We start from the raw sequence: 15,874 nt of genomic DNA on the forward strand, positions 1-15,874 counted from the left end.
TAAAGCAAAAACCTTTTCACCGGAACTGATGGCAGCCTCCGGTGACGGCGAACCGGTGAAGCCGGAGAAAGATCGGAAATTCGTCGAGGCGCTGTCGCGTGGTCTGGATGTGTTGCGTGCTTTCAGTCAGGGTTCGGTGATTCTCGGTAACCAGGATATTGCCCGGCTTACCGGCCTGCCCAAGCCAACCGTGTCCCGTATGACCTATACGCTGACCAAACTGGGGTATCTGAGTTACAACACCCAGCTGGAAAAATATCAGCTCAGCTCCGGCGTGCTGGCGCTGGGTTATGCGTATGTGTCCAACCTGAAAGTTCGTCAGCTGGCCAAGCCTTACATGGATGAGTTTGCCCGCCAGAATAATATGTCTATCGGCCTGACCTGCCATGATCGCCTGCATATGATTTATGTGGAAAACCGCCTGCCGCCGGAAGCCTCCCTGTTGCGCATGGATATAGGTAAAAAATTGCCTTTGGCGACGACGTCTGCGGGCAGGGCTTATTACTGTGCGATTTCAGACAAGGGGCGAAAGGTTATTGATGACGCGATGGCGGTGAAATATGGCTCGGAAGCCTGGCCTGAGAAAAAGGAAGGCCTGGATCGCGCCATGGAAGACTATAAGAAGCATGGCTTCTGCCTTTCACTCGGTGAGTGGGATCGCAACATCAACTCTGCGGGTGTCCCCGTTCATTTGCAAGACGGAACGACCATGGCATTGACCTGTGCAGCACCGTCCTACCTGGTTCCAGCTGAAAGGCTTCGCGACTCGATTGCGCACCAGCTGGCGATGCTGGCAAGTGACATTGAATCGCTGGGCGTTTAACCCGGCCGCATAAAAAAACCGCAGGATTCCCTCCTGCGGTTTTTTTATGCACGGTATTAAATGGTGGTTGAAACCCGGAGAGAACTTGTATTAAATCGTACAGATGTTTCGCTTGTTAAAACTAAATTCCATATAAAGCGAGGAAAAGATTATGTCTGAAGTCGTAACTTACAGTCTTGAAGGCAATATTGGCGTGATTACAGTGGATTACCCGCCGGTCAATGCCCTCAGCCATGCGGTGCGTTCAGGCCTGGTTGCCGCGCTGGAACAAGGGCAAAAGGATTCTGAGGCCAAGGTGCTTTTGCTGGTGTGTGAAGGACGTACCTTTATTGCGGGTGCCGATATTCGTGAGTTTGGTAAGCCTATGCAGGACCCCGGTTTGCCTGCGGTAGTTGAACAATTCGAGAACAGCGACAAGCCCCTTGTAGCTGCGATCCACGGCACGGCGCTGGGCGGCGGGCTGGAGACAGCACTTGGTTGCCATTACCGGGTTGCACTGAGCAGCGCCAAAGTGGGCCTGCCGGAAGTAAAGCTCGGCCTGCTGCCTGGTGCCGGTGGTACTCAACGTTTGCCGCGCCTGGCTGGCGCGCAGAAAGCACTGGAGATGATCACCACAGGCGAGTTCGTCGCAGCCAAAGATGCGCTGGCCTTCGGCATTGTGGATGCCGTTGATGATGGCAATGATGTTAAAGCGGCCGGTATGGCCTATGCACAGAAGATTGCCGACGAGGGCAGGCCTGTTCGCCGGGTTCGTGACCTGACGGACAAGATTGCGGCCGACAAGGGCAGCGACGTGTTTGAGCAGTTCCGTGCGGCTCTTCAAAAGAAGGCTCGCGGTCAGTTTTCTCCGTTCAAGTGTGTGGATGCCGTTGAAGCAGCGTTTAACCTGCCGTTCCCGGAAGGTATGAAGCGCGAACGAGAACTGTTCATGGAGTGCATGGACTCACCGCAGCGCGCCGGGCTGATTCACTCCTTCTTCGCAGAGCGCCAGGTTTCCAAAGTAAAGGGCTTGCCCAAGGATACGCCAGTACGTGATGTGAACAGCGTTGGCATCATTGGTGCAGGCACCATGGGCGGCGGCATTGCCATGAACTTCGCTAACGTTGGTATCCCCGTCACCATCGTGGAAATGAAGCAGGAGGCCCTTGATAAAGGGTTGGGCATTATCCGCAAGAATTACGAAAGCTCCGCAAAGAAAGGTCGTATCACCCAGGAGCAGGTGGAAGACCGGATGGCGCTGATCACCGGCAGCCTGAACTATGACGATTTCAAGGACGTGGACCTGGTGATCGAGGCTGTGTTTGAAAACATGGCGGTTAAAAAAGAGATCTTTGCCAAGCTGGACAGTGTCTGTAAGCCCGGAGCCATTCTGGCCTCCAACACGTCTACGCTCGACATTGATGAAATTGCCTCTGCGACGAAGCGCCCGGAAGATGTTGTAGGTATGCACTTCTTCAGCCCGGCCAATGTGATGCGGCTGTTGGAGAACGTTCGCGGTAGCAAGACCTCTGATGAGGTGAAGGCGACAGTGATGGCCGTTGCCAAGAAAATCAAGAAAGTGGGTGTGCTGGTAGGTAACTGCCACGGTTTCGTGGGCAACCGCATGTTGCACAAGCGCGGTACTGAAGCCATGGCGCTGGTTAATGAAGGCGCTACACCACAGCAGGTCGACAAGGTGCTGACGGATCTGGGTTACCCTATGGGTCAGTTTGCCATGTCGGATCTGGCTGGTATTGATGTGGGGTATCGCATTCGTGAAGAGTTGCGTAACGCCGGCGAAGATGTAGCGCCCAGCTGGATGGACAAGCTTGCAGAACAGAATCGCCTGGGCCAGAAGACCATGGCGGGTGTTTACAAGTATGAGGAAGGCAGCCGTAAGCCGATTCCGGATCCTGAGGTGGAGCGGATTATTGAGGATTTCCGCAAGGAGCAGGGTATTGCTTCCCGTGAGATTACGGATCAGGAGATTCTTGAGCGCTGCATGTATGTGATGGTGAATGAGGCAGCGAAGATTCTGGAGGAGGGTATTGCTGACCGGGCTCTGGATATCGATGTGGTCTGGATTTATGGCTATGGTTTCCCGGCTTATCGTGGTGGGCCTATGTTCTGGGCGGATCAGGTTGGGCTGGATGTGATTCTGGCTGCGGTGGAGAAGTATCACGCTTCGGTTGGTGGGGAGCAGTGGAAGCCTGCTGGTCTGCTGAAGCAGTTGGTTGCTGATGGTCGGAAGTTTAGCGACTTGTGAGGCCGTTTGAGGTTTGTGCTGGCCTCTGATTGATCAAGCTTCGGGGGCTGGCTCGGCGCGGGTGGTCTTTTCTTCTGGAAAAAACAACTCGCTGCGCTCAGACATTTTTTTCCGGCAGAAAAGACCACCCGCACCAAGCCGGCTTGGTTAGGGCATTTGTATCGTTTTCGTACCCTTCGGCGGGGTAGTACTTCATTTTTATTTTGAGGCAATTTTTATGTCAGATGCGCTTATTGTTTCTACTGCACGTACCGGTCTTGGGAAGTCATACCGCGGCGCTTTGAACGCCACGCACAGTGTGGATCTTGCAGGGCACGTTATTGAACACGCGGTTGCTCGTGCGGGTATTGATCCGGCGATTGTTGAAGATGTGATTCTTGGGGCCACGTTCCACGAGGGCGCTCAGGGCAAGAACATGGCGCGTTTGGCGGCTATTCGTGCGGGTTTGCCGGTGACCACTGCCGGATTGTCGATCAACCGTTTTTGCAGTTCGGGTTTGCAGTCGATCACTATCGCCGCACAGCGGGTGGTTTCCGAGAAGGTGCCGGCGATGGTGGCCGGTGGCGTGGAGTCTATTTCTCTGGTGCAGAACGATAAGCTCAACAGCTTTCATGCGACCAATGAGTGGTTGATGAAGAACAAGCCTGAGCTGTACATGTCGATGATTGAAACGGCCGATATCGTCGCCCAGCGTTACAACGTGAGCCGTGAGTCTCAGGATGAATACGCTCTGATCTCTCAGCAGCGCACGGCTGCCGCCCAGGAAGCGGGCAGGTTCGATGATGAGATCGTGCCGTTCGACGCCACGATGATGGTGAAGGACAAGGAAACGGGTGAAGTCAGTAAGAAAGACGTCACTCTCACACGTGATGAGTGCAATCGCCCGAACACGACGCTTGAGGGCCTGCAGAGCCTGAACGCGGTGCGCGGTGAGGGCAATTTTGTGACGGCGGGTAATGCCAGTCAGTTGTCTGACGGTGCGTCTGTTTGCACGGTGATGAACAGCACTTACGCTGAGAAGCACAACATTGAGCCTATGGGCATTTTCCGGGGCTTTGCCGTTGCCGGATGCGAGCCGGATGAGATGGGCATTGGCCCGGTGTTTGCCATTCCGCGCCTGTTGGAGCGCAATGGTCTGACCATGGATGACATTGATCTGTGGGAACTGAACGAAGCCTTTGCCTCGCAAGTGGTTTACTGCCGTGATCGTCTGGGTATTCCCATGGAAAAGCTGAACGTTAACGGCGGCTCCATTTCCATCGGCCACCCGTACGGTGTGACCGGTTCTCGCCTGGCAGGTCATGCTTTGATTGAAGGCAAACGCCGCGGCGCCAAATACGTTGTCGTCACCATGTGCATAGGCGGAGGCCAAGGCGCAGCTGGTTTATTTGAAGTTGTATAACCTGTGAATACGATTGGCAGCAGGAAAGTCAGAACAAGCCGAGGCGACTAATTGGTCCGGGGGTGGGGTGCCTTTTCTGTCGGGAAAAAATGTCTGAGCGCAGCGAGTTGTTTTTCCCAGAAGAAAAGGCACCCCACCCCAGGGCCAGCCCCCAAAGTTCCAGTCCCTCCAGATCACCAACAGGAAGCACTTACCATGGACAGAAAAGCCAAAGCTGTTGTTTGCCGTGAATGGGGCCAACCCGTTCAGGTGGAGACCATTACTGTTGAAGGCCCGAAACGGGGTGAAATAACCCTGAAAATAGCCGCCTGCGGCGTATGCCACAGCGACCTCTCCGCCACCACTGGCAAAATCCCGTACCCACCACCTTTGGTGCTCGGGCATGAGGCTGCTGGTGTGGTCATTGAAGTAGGTGAGGGCGTAACCGAATTTCAGGAAGGCGACCACGTCGTCAGCTCCTTTATTTCCATGTGCGGCAAGTGCCGCCAGTGCGTGCGTGGTCGGCCGGTGCTGTGCGAGAACGCCCGTAAGGCCATGTTCACATTGCCCGATGGCACCGTGCGAACCAAAGACGCCAACGGCGAGCCCCTTAACGTATTCGGAGCCTGCGGTGTGATGGCGGAATACGCGACCATGCACGTGGATAACTGCGTAAAAATCGACAAAACCGTGCCCATGCAGAATGCAGCGCTTGTGGGTTGTGCGGTAATGACCGGCGTCGGCGCCGTCTTCAATACCGCGCAGTTGGAGCCAGGCTCCCGTGCGGCAGTCTTCGGGGTCGGTGGTGTTGGTCTCAACGCAATCCAGGGCTGTGCTACCGCCGGTGCAGAGATGATCGTAGCTGTAGACAGCAATCCCGGGAAGCTGGAGATAGCGAAAGAGTTTGGTGCTACCCACACGATCAACATCAACGAAGTAGAGGATGCAGCCAAGGCCGTTAAAAAGCTGACTGGCGGCGTGGACTACGCCTTTGAATGCGTTGGCGCAGGCGCTGTTGTAGAGCAGGCCTACAAAAGTCTTGGCCGTGGCGGCACTGCCATCGTTGTGGGCGTTTCCGACCCGAAAGACAAAACCTCAATCACCACACTGACCCTGCCGGCTGACGAGCGCACCCTGAAAGGAAGTTGGCTGGGTTCGGCCCGCCCGCAATATGATTTTCCGCGCATCATCGGGCTTTACAAAGCCGGCAAGCTGAAGCTGGATGAGCTGGTTACACGTACCTACCCTATTGAAGAAGCTGCCCAGGCTTTTGATGACATGGTGGCGGGCAAGAATGCCCGCGGCGTGATCGTGATGGAGCCGTGATATGAAAACCAGAATCACCGAGATGTTTGGCATCCGCTACCCGATCATCCAGGGCGGCATGCACCATGTCGGCTATGCCGAACTGGCATCCGCCGTGTCCAATGCCGGCGGCCTGGGTATTATCACCGGGCTTACCCAGCCTACGCCTGAGGATCTTGCTCGGGAGATTGCCCGTTGCCACAAGATGACCGACCAACCCTTTGGCGTGAACCTCACCTTCCTGCCTTCGTTCAATGCACCGCCTTATCCCGAGTATATCGATGCGATTGTTGAAGGTGGAGTAAAAGCCGTTGAAACGGCGGGCCGCAGCCCTGAAAAGTATATGCCTCAGCTCAAGGCGGCTGGCATCAAGGTGATTCACAAATGCACCTCCGTGCGACATGCCCTGAAAGCGGAAAGGATTGGCTGTGATGCTGTCAGCGTTGATGGCTTCGAGTGTGGTGGCCACCCGGGTGAAGACGACATACCAAACTTCATCCTGCTCCCTCGGGCGGCTGAAGAGTTGAAGATTCCGTTTGTTGCCTCAGGCGGCATGGCCGATGGCCGCAGCCTGGTGGCAGCCATGGCTCTGGGGGCGGAGGGCATGAACATGGGCACCCGCTTTTTGGCCACCAGGGATGCCCCGATTCACGATAACGTCAAGCAGGCGATCGTGGAGTCGGATGAGCTGCAGACTCGTCTGATTATGCGCAACCTGCGCAATACAGAAAGGGTTTTGAAAAACGCCGCCGTTGAAGAAATCATCCGTATTGAAAAAGAAAAGGGAGAAGAGGTGACCATTGATGATATCCGCCACCTGGTCACCGGCGCCAAGGGCCGTCTTGTACTACAGGAGGGCAAAATGGACGAAGCCGCCTGGAGCTGCGGCATGGTGGCGGGGCTGATTCACGATATCCCCACCTGCGATGAGCTGATTCAGCGCATCATGGCAGAGGCCGAGTCGATTGTGCGTGAGCGTCTGGCGGGCTTTCTCGAGGGCTAGTGCATTCGATTTCCCGGGCTTACCGGGAAATCGTCTTGTTGGCAGACGCAGGCCAATCACTCTCAAGACCGTTATCCGTCTTTAATCTCGCCGTGATCCATGGCTCGGCCTCGTGGCGTCAAATTATCGTCGTTAGCGACATTGGGATGCACTCAACTGAATTGGAATGCAGTTTTATTTATTGAGCCCTGTTGCGGAACGCTTTGTGATCTACAATTTATCCGTGGTAATAATGAATTTCGTACGTATTAATGGGAGAGGGTGGATTCGTAGCACGGAGCTGGCTGTGTGCGTTATTGCCTGCAATTGAAGGGAAATACGATGCGTTCTGGTAAAACGACATGGGCAAGGTGTTTGTTGCTCGTTGCCGCAGTTTTTGCGCAAGCGGCAGACTCGAAGGAACTGGTATTTCTTAGTTGGCCGGATTACATGGATCCGGAACTGCTTGTGGAGTTCAAGCAACGCACCGGTATTACGGTTAAACAAAGTTATTTCGATTCCGATACAGCCAGGGGCGAACTGCTGCTCGAGACAGAGGGCAAGGGTTTTGATGTGGCGCTTATCAATGGCGCCTCAATCAGGATTTTGGCGAAGCGCGGTTGGCTCGAGCCTCTTGATGAGTCGAGTATTCCTAACCTGAAGCACGTGGATCCTCGCTGGCGTACCGCGTTTGAAAAAGCCGAGGATTTTGGCGTGCCCTATTTCTGGGGCACGCTCGGCATTGTCTATCGTCAGGATATGGTTCCTTTCCCTGTGATCAGCTGGATGGACCTGTTACAGCCGGTAAATGAGCTGCACGGCAAAATCAGCATGATTGGCGATAGCGCGGATATGATTGGCGCGGCTCTCAAGGCCCTCGGCTACTCGCTCAACAGCACCGAGCCAAGAGAGCTCAAGGAAGCCGAGGCATTGCTGCAAGCGCAGGCTCCTGCGGTCGAAACCTACCGTTATATTTCCCTTAACGAAGATTCCGCGTTATTAACCGGCCAGGTTGCCATGAGCATGATGTATAACGGCGACACGCGGATGTTGCAGGATTACAGCGACAACATTGCCTTTGTGCTTCCGGAAGAGGGCAGCAATATCTGGACCGACTATTTGAGCGTGCTGAGCGCCTCATCCAATAAGGCGGACGCTAAACGATTCATCAACTTTCTCAATGAGCCGGAGATCGCTGCGCAGCTGGCACAATATGTCCATTATGCTACTCCCAACCAAGCCGCCGAAGCATTGCTCCCGGCAAGCTTCATAGAGGATCCGGTTATCTATCCGAGTGCCGAGGCGCTGGAGAACTCGGAAGCCTATCAGCGCTTGCCTCCCCGGGCTCAGAAAAATCGCGCGGCCATTTTCTCACGTATTGTCTATTGACCACCGATCGCTCATCTCACGGGCCTTTTGCGATGAATAGAAACAAAGCCCCCGTAAACAAACATAAAGCCTTGCTGGTGGGGTTGTTTCTGTTTGTGCTTGGTGTGCCGGTGCAGGCGGCAGCGCCAGTGGAACTGAACTTCCTCAATTGGTCGGACTACATGGATCCCGAGATCCTGAAAGAGTTCAAACAACGCACCGGCATTGTGGTGAAGCAAACCTATTTCGAATCGGATGCTCATCGGGATGAGCTTCTGGTCGCAACCGGCGGGCGAGGCTTTGATTTAGCGCTTATCGATGGCACCGCGATTCGGATTCTGGCGAAGCGCGGCTGGCTAGAGCCAGTCGACGAAACGGATATTCCCAACCTGAAGCACATTGATCCGCGCTGGCGCGCTGTTCACGAGGAGGCAGAGGTGTATAGCGTGCCCTATTTCTGGGGTACATTGGGCATCGTCTACCGTCAGGACCTGGTGCCTTTTCGGGTGACTAGCTGGATGGATTTGTTACGACCCGTGGAGGGGCTGCGCGGCAAGGTTGCGATGATCAGCGATACCAGAGACCTGATTGGCGTGGCACTGAAAGCGTCAGGCTATTCGCTCAACAGCACCGATACGCAAGAACTCAAGGAGGCCGAGGCGCTACTGCAAACGCAGGCACCTGCAGTCAGGACCTACAAATACATTTCCAGGGATAAGCATTCCGCCTTGTTAAACGGCCAGATTACCATGAGCATGATGTATAACGGCGATGCCTTGATGATTCAGGGTTACCACGACGAGATTGCTTTCGTACTACCCAAGGAAGGCAGCAATATCTGGGTAGATTATCTGAGTGTTCTCAGCGCCTCTCCCAATAAATCAGCCGCTAATCAGTTCATCAATTTCCTCAACGAGCCGGAGATCGCTGCGCGATTGGCGCAGTTCGTCTATTACGCCACTCCAAACCTTGCAGCTGAAGCACTGTTGCCGGCTGAGTTCAAAAACGACCCGATTCTTTACCCAAGCAAGGAGGCGCTGGAAAAATCGGAAACTTATCATCGCCTGTCGGCTCGCGCGCAAAAACGCCGTGCAGCGATTTTTTCCCGTATCGTGAACCGGGCCCCATAAACGCTTATGCGTCTTCATGCCAAGGTTCTGTTAGTCGTTGTACCCCTGGCGGTTATTCCGCTGTTGATCCTGGGCTGGTTTGCCTATGACCAGCTGCGCACGACGGCAATAGAGCGCAGCTCAAGCCAGATGACAGCGCTGGTAGATCAAATGGCACGCAACTTCCAGATGCATCAGGACGTTGCAGAAGCGAACGTCAAACTGTTTTCCGATGCCTCGCTGATGCGTGCTTACGCGCTGACAGAAGACGAGGAAGAGCGGTATGTGTTGATGCTGCCTTCCCTGCTTAAGCTGTTCTCCAGTTATCTACGGGCCTATCCTGACTATTCCGAGATCCGTTTTCTGCTTCCGGACGGCTACGAGGATGCCCGCTCCACATCGATACCGATACGGAATGTCACCGAGGAGGAGGGCGATACACCGTTCTTTAAGGAGCTCACCCGTTTCGAGGGCGAGACATTTATCAAGGTGTCCAATAGCCCCGATATTGATGCGTTGACGCTGCAGGTCGCACGGCCCATCCGACTGATCGACCTGGCCACTCAGGACCCACTCAACAGCACGCCGACGCTACGCGGTTATCTGGTGGTCACCGTGCGGCTGGATTTCATGGCAGAGCAGGTGGCTACCAGCCGGGTTGGTGAAAACGGCCATACGTTTATCGTCAGTGAAACCGGCGAGATCCTTTTCCATAAAGATCCCGCTCAGCTGGGCAAGAGTATGCCGGCGTCACTGATTACCAAGGCCTTGGAGGCCGGGGAAAGCGCACAGCTCGTGTCTGTGACCTATCAGGATTCGAAGAGTCTGTTGTCAACCCGGCGCTTGAGCGAAGGCTTATTGCTGATCGGTTTGCTGCCGGAAGCAGAGCTGCTCAAAGCGGGCGGACGTCTTGGAAGAACCGTCGCTTGGGTCGTACTGGGCACCGTAATACTGTTGATTACCGTTTTGTTGGTCGCCATGAGCTTTCTGATGACCCGACCATTAAGGCACCTGATGATCGCCATCAGCGAGATCGGCGATGGAAACCTGACGCCGAAGATCGCGTTATCTTCGAAGGATGAGCTTGGCCAGTTGGTGCGGAGCTTTCAGGAAATGGCAGGTAACCTGGAAAAGTCACGCGTCAAGATCGAGCGTCTGGCCTATCACGACAGCCTGACCGGCCTGCCCAATCGATTCCTGGCTCATGAAAATCTACGCCACATGATCTCTCTCGCCCGCCGGCAGAATGGCAAAATGGCCGTACTGTTTCTCGATCTGGATAACTTCAAGCGGGTCAACGATACCCTGGGTCATCAGGTGGGTGATCAACTGCTCAAGGAAATGGCGGTCCGTCTCACGTCTATCCTTCGGGCGGAAGATTTCATTCATCAGGATACTGTTCCCGACACATCGGGCGTTCTTGCTCGCCTCGGTGGCGATGAGTTCATTGTGTTGCTGCCCAAGGTCATTGATTCCCTGGACGCAGCCAAGGTTGCCTCACGCATTCTCGATATCGTGAAAGTACCCTTCTATTTTGAGCATCAGGAGATCTACAGCGGCAGCAGCATCGGTATATCACTGTTTCCCGATGACGGTACTGAGGTGGATGATCTGATAAAACGTGCCGATGCCGCCATGTATCAGGCCAAGGAGCAGGGGCGTAACAATTTCCAGTTCTATTCCGCCTCTTACAGTCTTGCTGTGTTCGAACATATCTCGCTGGAAGGCAGGCTAAGGCGGGCGTTAAGCAACAATGAGCTGGAGCTTTATTATCAGCCGTTGGTACAGGCCCGAACCGGTAAAGTCATAGGGTTGGAGGCGCTGTTGCGTTGGGATGATCCACTTGAGGGCATTATTCCCCCTGACCGGTTTATTCCAATCGCCGAAGACAGCGGGTTGATTCTGCCGATTGGTGAGTGGGTTCTGCGTGAGGCGGGGCGCCAGTTAAGCGTCTGGCAGGCTGCGGGGTTTACCGATGGCTTTGTTTCGGTCAACGTCTCTGCGATACAACTACAGCGCCAGGACCTTGTCACTATAGTGAGTGAGGTGTTGGAGGATAACTCGCTTTACCCCTGGCAGTTGGAGATTGAAATTACAGAAACCGCGTTGATGAGGGTCCGGCCGGAGGTGATCAGTGATCTGGATGCGATGCGTAAAAAAGGTGCGACGATTTCACTCGATGATTTTGGTACGGGTTACTCATCCTTGAGTCTTCTGCAGGAATTGCCCATAGACAAGCTCAAGATCGATAAAGGCTTCGTGCGGGATATGCTTGTTGACCCCAAAGATGCCGCCATCGTATCGGCCATTCTGTTTATCGCCAAAAGCCTGGGGTTGCGCTCAACCGCTGAGGGCGTCGAAACTCCAGAACAGGCAGCTCGTCTTGCGGGTGAGGGATGTGATCAGCTGCAGGGCTATCTGCTCTGCCGACCGTTGCCCGCGCCTGAGATGGCCCGGTTTTTGAAGGATAGAGAACTCACTGCGGCTCTCAAGCCAATATAGAGGCCGCATCGATATCATTTTTTGGCGGAACGAGGGGTGCTAACGCCTATGTCTGACAAAGAGCTTCGTACCAAATCCGATAAACAGTCCATCGACCAGTTTATCCAACAGGTTCGCAAACTGCCTCAGCGAGGTGGTGGGCGAGGTGGCGAGCCCGGTCGGCTGATATTCGCTCTGGACGCCACGGCAAGTCGTGATGCTACCTGGGATCAGGCGTGTCACTTGCAGAGCGAGCTTTTTCTGGCGACCAGGGATCTTGGTGGCCTGGCGATTCAGCTATGCTACTACCGCGGTTTCCGGGAATTCAAAGCCACGGGTTTTGTCAGCGAGACCGGCCAGCTGCTAGGCCTGATGAACGGCGTTTCCTGTATGGGCGGGCGAACCCAGATTAGCAGGGTGCTGGCGCACGCCAGGGACGAAACCCGGGCAAAGGCCGTCAAGGCCGTGGTGTTTATCGGGGATTGTTGTGAGGAGCCGGTGGACGAACTCTGTCATATTGCTGGTGAGTTGGGCATGTTGAGAACCCCGGTGTTCATGTTCCACGAGGGCACCGACCCACATGCCAAAGCAGTGTTTCAACAGGTGAGCAAATTGTCGGGGGGTGCCTATGCGCCCTTTGATCGTAACAGCCCTCAGGTGCTGAAGGATCTTATGGCCGCTGTTGCGGTCTATGCTTCGGGGGGAGCCAAGGCTTTGCAGGATTATTCCAGCCGTAGCTCCGCGGAGGTTAAGCGTTTGACTCAGCAGATCAGATAGCGCTTGTTTCAATCAACCGGTGGGCCATTTTGCCCGGAGTATCCGAGTGCCATTAACGCTTCTGGTTATCGCAATAACAGTTGTGGCGTGGGTCTGGTTACGCAGCCAGCCGCCCAGCCAACGAAAACCGGCTATTATTAAACTGGCGTTGATTGCCAGCGTTCTGATACTGGCTCTTTTGGCCGTTACCGGTCGTTTGAACATCCTGTTTGCCTTGCTGGTTTTCCTGCTTCCACTGTTGCGCCGGGTACTGCCATCTTTGTTGATGGGTCGGGTGGCGGGTTTGGGAATGGGGGGAGCCAAGGCCAAACCGGGCAGCCAGTCTCATGTTTCCAGCGATATCCTCGACATGACCCTGGATCACGACTCCGGAACCATGAGTGGTGAGGTATTGAAAGGCCCCATGGCCGGGCGGGCGCTGGCGGATCTGGGCGAGAGTGATTTCATCGAATTGTTGCAGTATTGCCGTGACAACGACGAAGATTCTGCCCGGCTTCTGGAAACCTATCTGGACCGTCGCTTCGGTGATTCCTGGCGCGCTGATGATCCGGCTGGCGCTGACGACGCCGCTGGTAGTGAGCGTGAGCATTCCGGCAGCGGTGGCCTCACCGACAGCGAAGCCCTGGATATCCTCGGGTTGGAGGCGGGCGCCAGCCGGGATGAGATCGTCCAGGCCCACCGCCGGGTGATGCAAAAAATACACCCGGACCGTGGTGGCAGTAACTACCTCGCAGCTCGCGTGAATGAAGCCAAAGAGCGCCTGCTGAGCTGAAAGGCATAATGGCACCTACTGGATCGCTAAAGGACAGTTAAATGAGAGACGGGGAAGCCGATCGGAACACCTCCTCCAAAAAGAAGGCCGAGGAAGTCGCGGAAGAGCAAGAGACTCGTGCCAAAGCGCAGGATCGCGAATCCCGCGAGCAGACGCCAACGCAGAGCGAAAAGTCACTGACTCAGAAAGAGCGCAATACCGTATCCGAGCATGGCAATCTGTCGCCCCTGACCGTTTACTCTATTATTCTGCGCGAGGGCGAAGATGAGCTTCGTCGGCCAAAAATCTCACTTTGGTGGTCGGGTGTGGCGGCAGGGGTCGGAATTTCGACCTCGGTCCTTGTCGAAGGAATTATCCGCTCCAACCTTGGCTCGGATCACCCGTACCTGACGCTGATTGAAAGCCTTGGTTACTCGTTCGGATTCGTTCTGGTTATCCTGTGCAGGCTTCAACTGTTCACCGAAAACACGATCACAGTTGTGCTGCCGGTTCTGGCTGATCCGACGCGCAACCGGTTCTATTGCGCCGCTCGCCTTTGGGGGATTGTGCTCGCTGCCAATTTGTGTGGCACGTTTCTTACTGCCGCCATCGGCGTCCATGGGGGTATCCTTCCCGCCGAAACCCTCGCGGCGATCATGGAAATATCGCGCCATTTGGCGGAGCTGACTCCGGTCGAGACGTTTTTACGCGGTATACCATCCGGTTTTTTCATAGCGGCAATGGTTTGGATGCTGCCTTCGGCGAAGAGATCCGAAGTGTTGGTTATCGTCATGTTCACCTGGTTGATCGCGGCGGGTGATTTTACCCATGTCATTGCTGGGTCAAATGAAATTTTCACTCTGGTGCTGAGTGGGGAAATGAATATCTTTACCGCCTTGATCTACCATATTTCCCCTGTACTCCTCGGCAACATTCTCGGCGGTACGGGTTTGTTCGCAATGCTGGCCTATGGCCAGGTTCATGAAGAAATGTGATGCGAAATGGAGGGAAGGCGTATGGCCTCAGATGGCCTATAGAGACGCCACGATTCTATTTCGCTGAGCTAGCCTCTACCCGAGTCAGAAATTCACCAATATGCTCGAATGCTTCCTCTGCCTCTGGCAAAAGAGGCGTGAACAGATGCCATACATGAACCATGTCGGGCCAGGTTTCTATTTCCACCGGGGAACCAGCCTCCTGAGCTTTTGCCGCGTATCGTTGGGCGTTTTCCAGCAGTAATTCCGATTCACTGACGTGAATGAGTGTTGGCGAGAGGTCGTGAAGGGCGCCTCGTATTGGAGAGGCTATCGGGCTGGTGGGCAGCACCCGAAAGCCCAAAACCGTGCCCCACCACAGTAGCGGAAGGGGTACCCGCGCCAGTTTCTCGATGGTTGGCCCGAGCATGGCATCGGTTTTCAGGTTGGCTCGTTTCCCCAGTGACGTGAGCATGAGCTCGGTAGACGGCGATAGAGCAACAGCAGCATTCGGTGGTCGCAGCCCCTGGTCTCGTATCCAGGCATTCAGCCCAAGAGTATGGCTGCCACCAGCGGAGTCCCCGGCGACCACCATGAAATCGGCTGCAGCCTTCCCGTCCGGGCCGTTGTCGAGTAGCCAGCGGTAAGCCTGCTGGCAGTCGGCGATGCCGTCGAGGTAGCGGTTTTCCGGCATCAGCCGGTAATCGATGGCGAACACGCAGGCGTTGGCCAGCCTCGACAGCCGGTCCGTGATGGCGCGGTGGCTTTTCGGGCTGCCGGCGATCCAGGAGCCGCCGTGAATGTAGAGAATCCTGCGATTGGGTTTTGCACCGGGTGCAATCACCCACTCCCCTTTGGGCTCGTCGGTTACAGAAGGGCGGATTTCCGAGACGAATTCCAGGCCATCGCTCATGCTATCCATATAGCGACGCAGCGCCTTCACACGAGCCCGGCCATGAAGGCCGTCAGCCGCGGTATGTATTCCTTTGACCATTTCAAGCACTTGCTGGTGGGCTTCGCTTTGTTCGGGGCGAGTGATCGCTTCGCGTTCATCCCGGGCATTGCGTTTGCGGCGCCGTAAAAACACCACCGCCGCCACCAGCGCGACCATCAACAGGCCAAACCACATCATTGCAAACCAGGCGATTCCGAAAATCATGAGTAATCCTTGCGTGGTTTCAGGGCAGTTTACGGGTGAGCTGCCAGCAGGAAGCGCTGGTGCTCGTAAAAACTGAAGTAAGGTATACGGCTAGGCGCCTGGCGCGAGCTGCGCTCAGGCATCCCGGTCAAAGCGATCGCATCTGCTCTTTCCATTAAATCCGAAATGTAATGAACCTGATCCAGTGCTGTTTCGAGCATAAATTTGCAGAACAACGCCAGGCGCTCCTCACTCAGTGGCCCACGGCCGTCATGAGAGCCTTGCCTGGGATAGTTCGCCGGTGCCAACGCTGCTTTGTAGTCCGACGACTGGCGAGCCAAGCCTCGGCTGAGGCACCAGATATCATAACTCTCCAATCCTTCTGCCTGGAAGAGGGCGTCTGTCCAAGGTCGAACTTCCCGGCCGTTCACATCCATGAATAGGTGAATCCATAAAAAACGGTGATGGGCACAGGTGAGGCTGATCCGTCGTTTATTACCCGGGTAACGAGCTGACCGGTATTCATCGCAAAATCCTTCC

Annotated in this window: 13 protein-coding genes; 11 read left to right on the forward strand and 2 right to left on the reverse strand. The window is 55.1% G+C overall.

The window, feature by feature from the left end:
* The first annotated feature begins 28 nt into the window (after window positions 1-28).
* From ACN0RL_RS17560 to ACN0RL_RS17610, 11 genes are all read left to right on the forward strand, one after another.
* Window positions 29-823, forward strand: a complete 795-nt coding sequence (locus ACN0RL_RS17560; RefSeq protein WP_417519216.1) for an IclR family transcriptional regulator — start codon at window positions 29-31, stop codon at window positions 821-823.
* Window positions 824-974: 151 nt separating this feature from the next.
* Window positions 975-3,068 (forward strand): 3-hydroxyacyl-CoA dehydrogenase NAD-binding domain-containing protein, encoded by a 2,094-nt coding sequence (locus ACN0RL_RS17565; protein WP_417519137.1) that lies wholly within the window; start codon window positions 975-977, stop codon window positions 3,066-3,068.
* Window positions 3,069-3,285: 217 nt separating this feature from the next.
* Window positions 3,286-4,470, forward strand: a complete 1,185-nt coding sequence (locus ACN0RL_RS17570; protein WP_417519139.1) for an acetyl-CoA C-acyltransferase — start codon at window positions 3,286-3,288, stop codon at window positions 4,468-4,470.
* A gap of 195 nt (window positions 4,471-4,665) precedes the next feature.
* On the forward strand, window positions 4,666-5,775 hold the full coding sequence (locus ACN0RL_RS17575) for a zinc-binding dehydrogenase (RefSeq protein WP_417519141.1): 1,110 nt from the start codon (window positions 4,666-4,668) through the stop codon (window positions 5,773-5,775).
* A 1-nt stretch (window position 5,776) separates the two neighbouring features.
* The gene (locus ACN0RL_RS17580) at window positions 5,777-6,757 is read left to right on the forward strand and encodes an NAD(P)H-dependent flavin oxidoreductase (protein WP_417519143.1); all 981 of its coding nucleotides are present in this window, start codon (window positions 5,777-5,779) and stop codon (window positions 6,755-6,757) included.
* 321 nt (window positions 6,758-7,078) lie between these two features.
* Entirely contained in the window at window positions 7,079-8,125 is a 1,047-nt protein-coding gene (locus ACN0RL_RS17585) for a polyamine ABC transporter substrate-binding protein (protein ID WP_417519145.1), read from the forward strand.
* A 32-nt stretch (window positions 8,126-8,157) separates the two neighbouring features.
* Complete coding sequence (locus ACN0RL_RS17590; protein WP_417519147.1) at window positions 8,158-9,234, forward strand: polyamine ABC transporter substrate-binding protein; 1,077 nt, start codon at window positions 8,158-8,160, stop codon at window positions 9,232-9,234.
* A gap of 6 nt (window positions 9,235-9,240) precedes the next feature.
* Window positions 9,241-11,715 (forward strand): EAL domain-containing protein, encoded by a 2,475-nt coding sequence (locus ACN0RL_RS17595; RefSeq protein WP_417519149.1) that lies wholly within the window; start codon window positions 9,241-9,243, stop codon window positions 11,713-11,715.
* Between the two features lie 48 nt (window positions 11,716-11,763).
* A complete protein-coding gene (locus ACN0RL_RS17600; RefSeq protein ID WP_417519151.1) occupies window positions 11,764-12,471 on the forward strand; it encodes a VWA domain-containing protein in 708 nt (235 codons plus the stop codon).
* Between the two features lie 46 nt (window positions 12,472-12,517).
* The gene (locus ACN0RL_RS17605) at window positions 12,518-13,243 is read left to right on the forward strand and encodes a molecular chaperone DnaJ (protein ID WP_417519153.1); all 726 of its coding nucleotides are present in this window, start codon (window positions 12,518-12,520) and stop codon (window positions 13,241-13,243) included.
* A gap of 41 nt (window positions 13,244-13,284) precedes the next feature.
* Window positions 13,285-14,217, forward strand: coding sequence for a formate/nitrite transporter family protein (locus tag ACN0RL_RS17610; RefSeq protein ID WP_417519155.1), 933 nt, complete (start codon window positions 13,285-13,287; stop codon window positions 14,215-14,217).
* Window positions 14,218-14,272: 55 nt separating this feature from the next.
* Here ACN0RL_RS17610 and ACN0RL_RS17615 read toward each other — a convergent pair whose 3' ends face one another.
* Window positions 14,273-15,355: an alpha/beta hydrolase gene (locus ACN0RL_RS17615; RefSeq protein ID WP_417519157.1), complete on the reverse strand. Its 1,083-nt coding sequence runs from the start codon at window positions 15,353-15,355 to the stop codon at window positions 14,273-14,275.
* A gap of 29 nt (window positions 15,356-15,384) precedes the next feature.
* Window positions 15,385-15,771 carry a hypothetical protein gene (locus tag ACN0RL_RS17620; protein ID WP_417519159.1) on the reverse strand — a complete coding sequence of 129 codons (387 nt, stop codon included), beginning with the start codon at window positions 15,769-15,771 and terminating at the stop codon, window positions 15,385-15,387.
* Window positions 15,772-15,874: the final 103 nt, after the last annotated feature.

This window comes from Marinobacter sp. (assembly GCF_048259445.1).
GTDB lineage: Bacteria > Pseudomonadota > Gammaproteobacteria > Pseudomonadales > Oleiphilaceae > Marinobacter.

Coding starts and splice junctions, on each gene's coding strand:
- ACN0RL_RS17560 (WP_417519216.1), top strand. CDS start 29: ATGGCAGCCTCCGGTGACGGCGAACCGGTGAAGCCGGAGAAAGATCGG.
- ACN0RL_RS17565 (WP_417519137.1), top strand. CDS start 975: ATGTCTGAAGTCGTAACTTACAGTCTTGAAGGCAATATTGGCGTGATT.
- ACN0RL_RS17570 (WP_417519139.1), top strand. CDS start 3,286: ATGTCAGATGCGCTTATTGTTTCTACTGCACGTACCGGTCTTGGGAAG.
- ACN0RL_RS17575 (WP_417519141.1), top strand. CDS start 4,666: ATGGACAGAAAAGCCAAAGCTGTTGTTTGCCGTGAATGGGGCCAACCC.
- ACN0RL_RS17580 (WP_417519143.1), top strand. CDS start 5,777: ATGAAAACCAGAATCACCGAGATGTTTGGCATCCGCTACCCGATCATC.
- ACN0RL_RS17585 (WP_417519145.1), top strand. CDS start 7,079: ATGCGTTCTGGTAAAACGACATGGGCAAGGTGTTTGTTGCTCGTTGCC.
- ACN0RL_RS17590 (WP_417519147.1), top strand. CDS start 8,158: ATGAATAGAAACAAAGCCCCCGTAAACAAACATAAAGCCTTGCTGGTG.
- ACN0RL_RS17595 (WP_417519149.1), top strand. CDS start 9,241: ATGCGTCTTCATGCCAAGGTTCTGTTAGTCGTTGTACCCCTGGCGGTT.
- ACN0RL_RS17600 (WP_417519151.1), top strand. CDS start 11,764: ATGTCTGACAAAGAGCTTCGTACCAAATCCGATAAACAGTCCATCGAC.
- ACN0RL_RS17610 (WP_417519155.1), top strand. CDS start 13,285: ATGAGAGACGGGGAAGCCGATCGGAACACCTCCTCCAAAAAGAAGGCC.
- ACN0RL_RS17615 (WP_417519157.1), bottom strand. CDS start 15,355: ATGATTTTCGGAATCGCCTGGTTTGCAATGATGTGGTTTGGCCTGTTG.
- ACN0RL_RS17620 (WP_417519159.1), bottom strand. CDS start 15,771: ATGGATGTGAACGGCCGGGAAGTTCGACCTTGGACAGACGCCCTCTTC.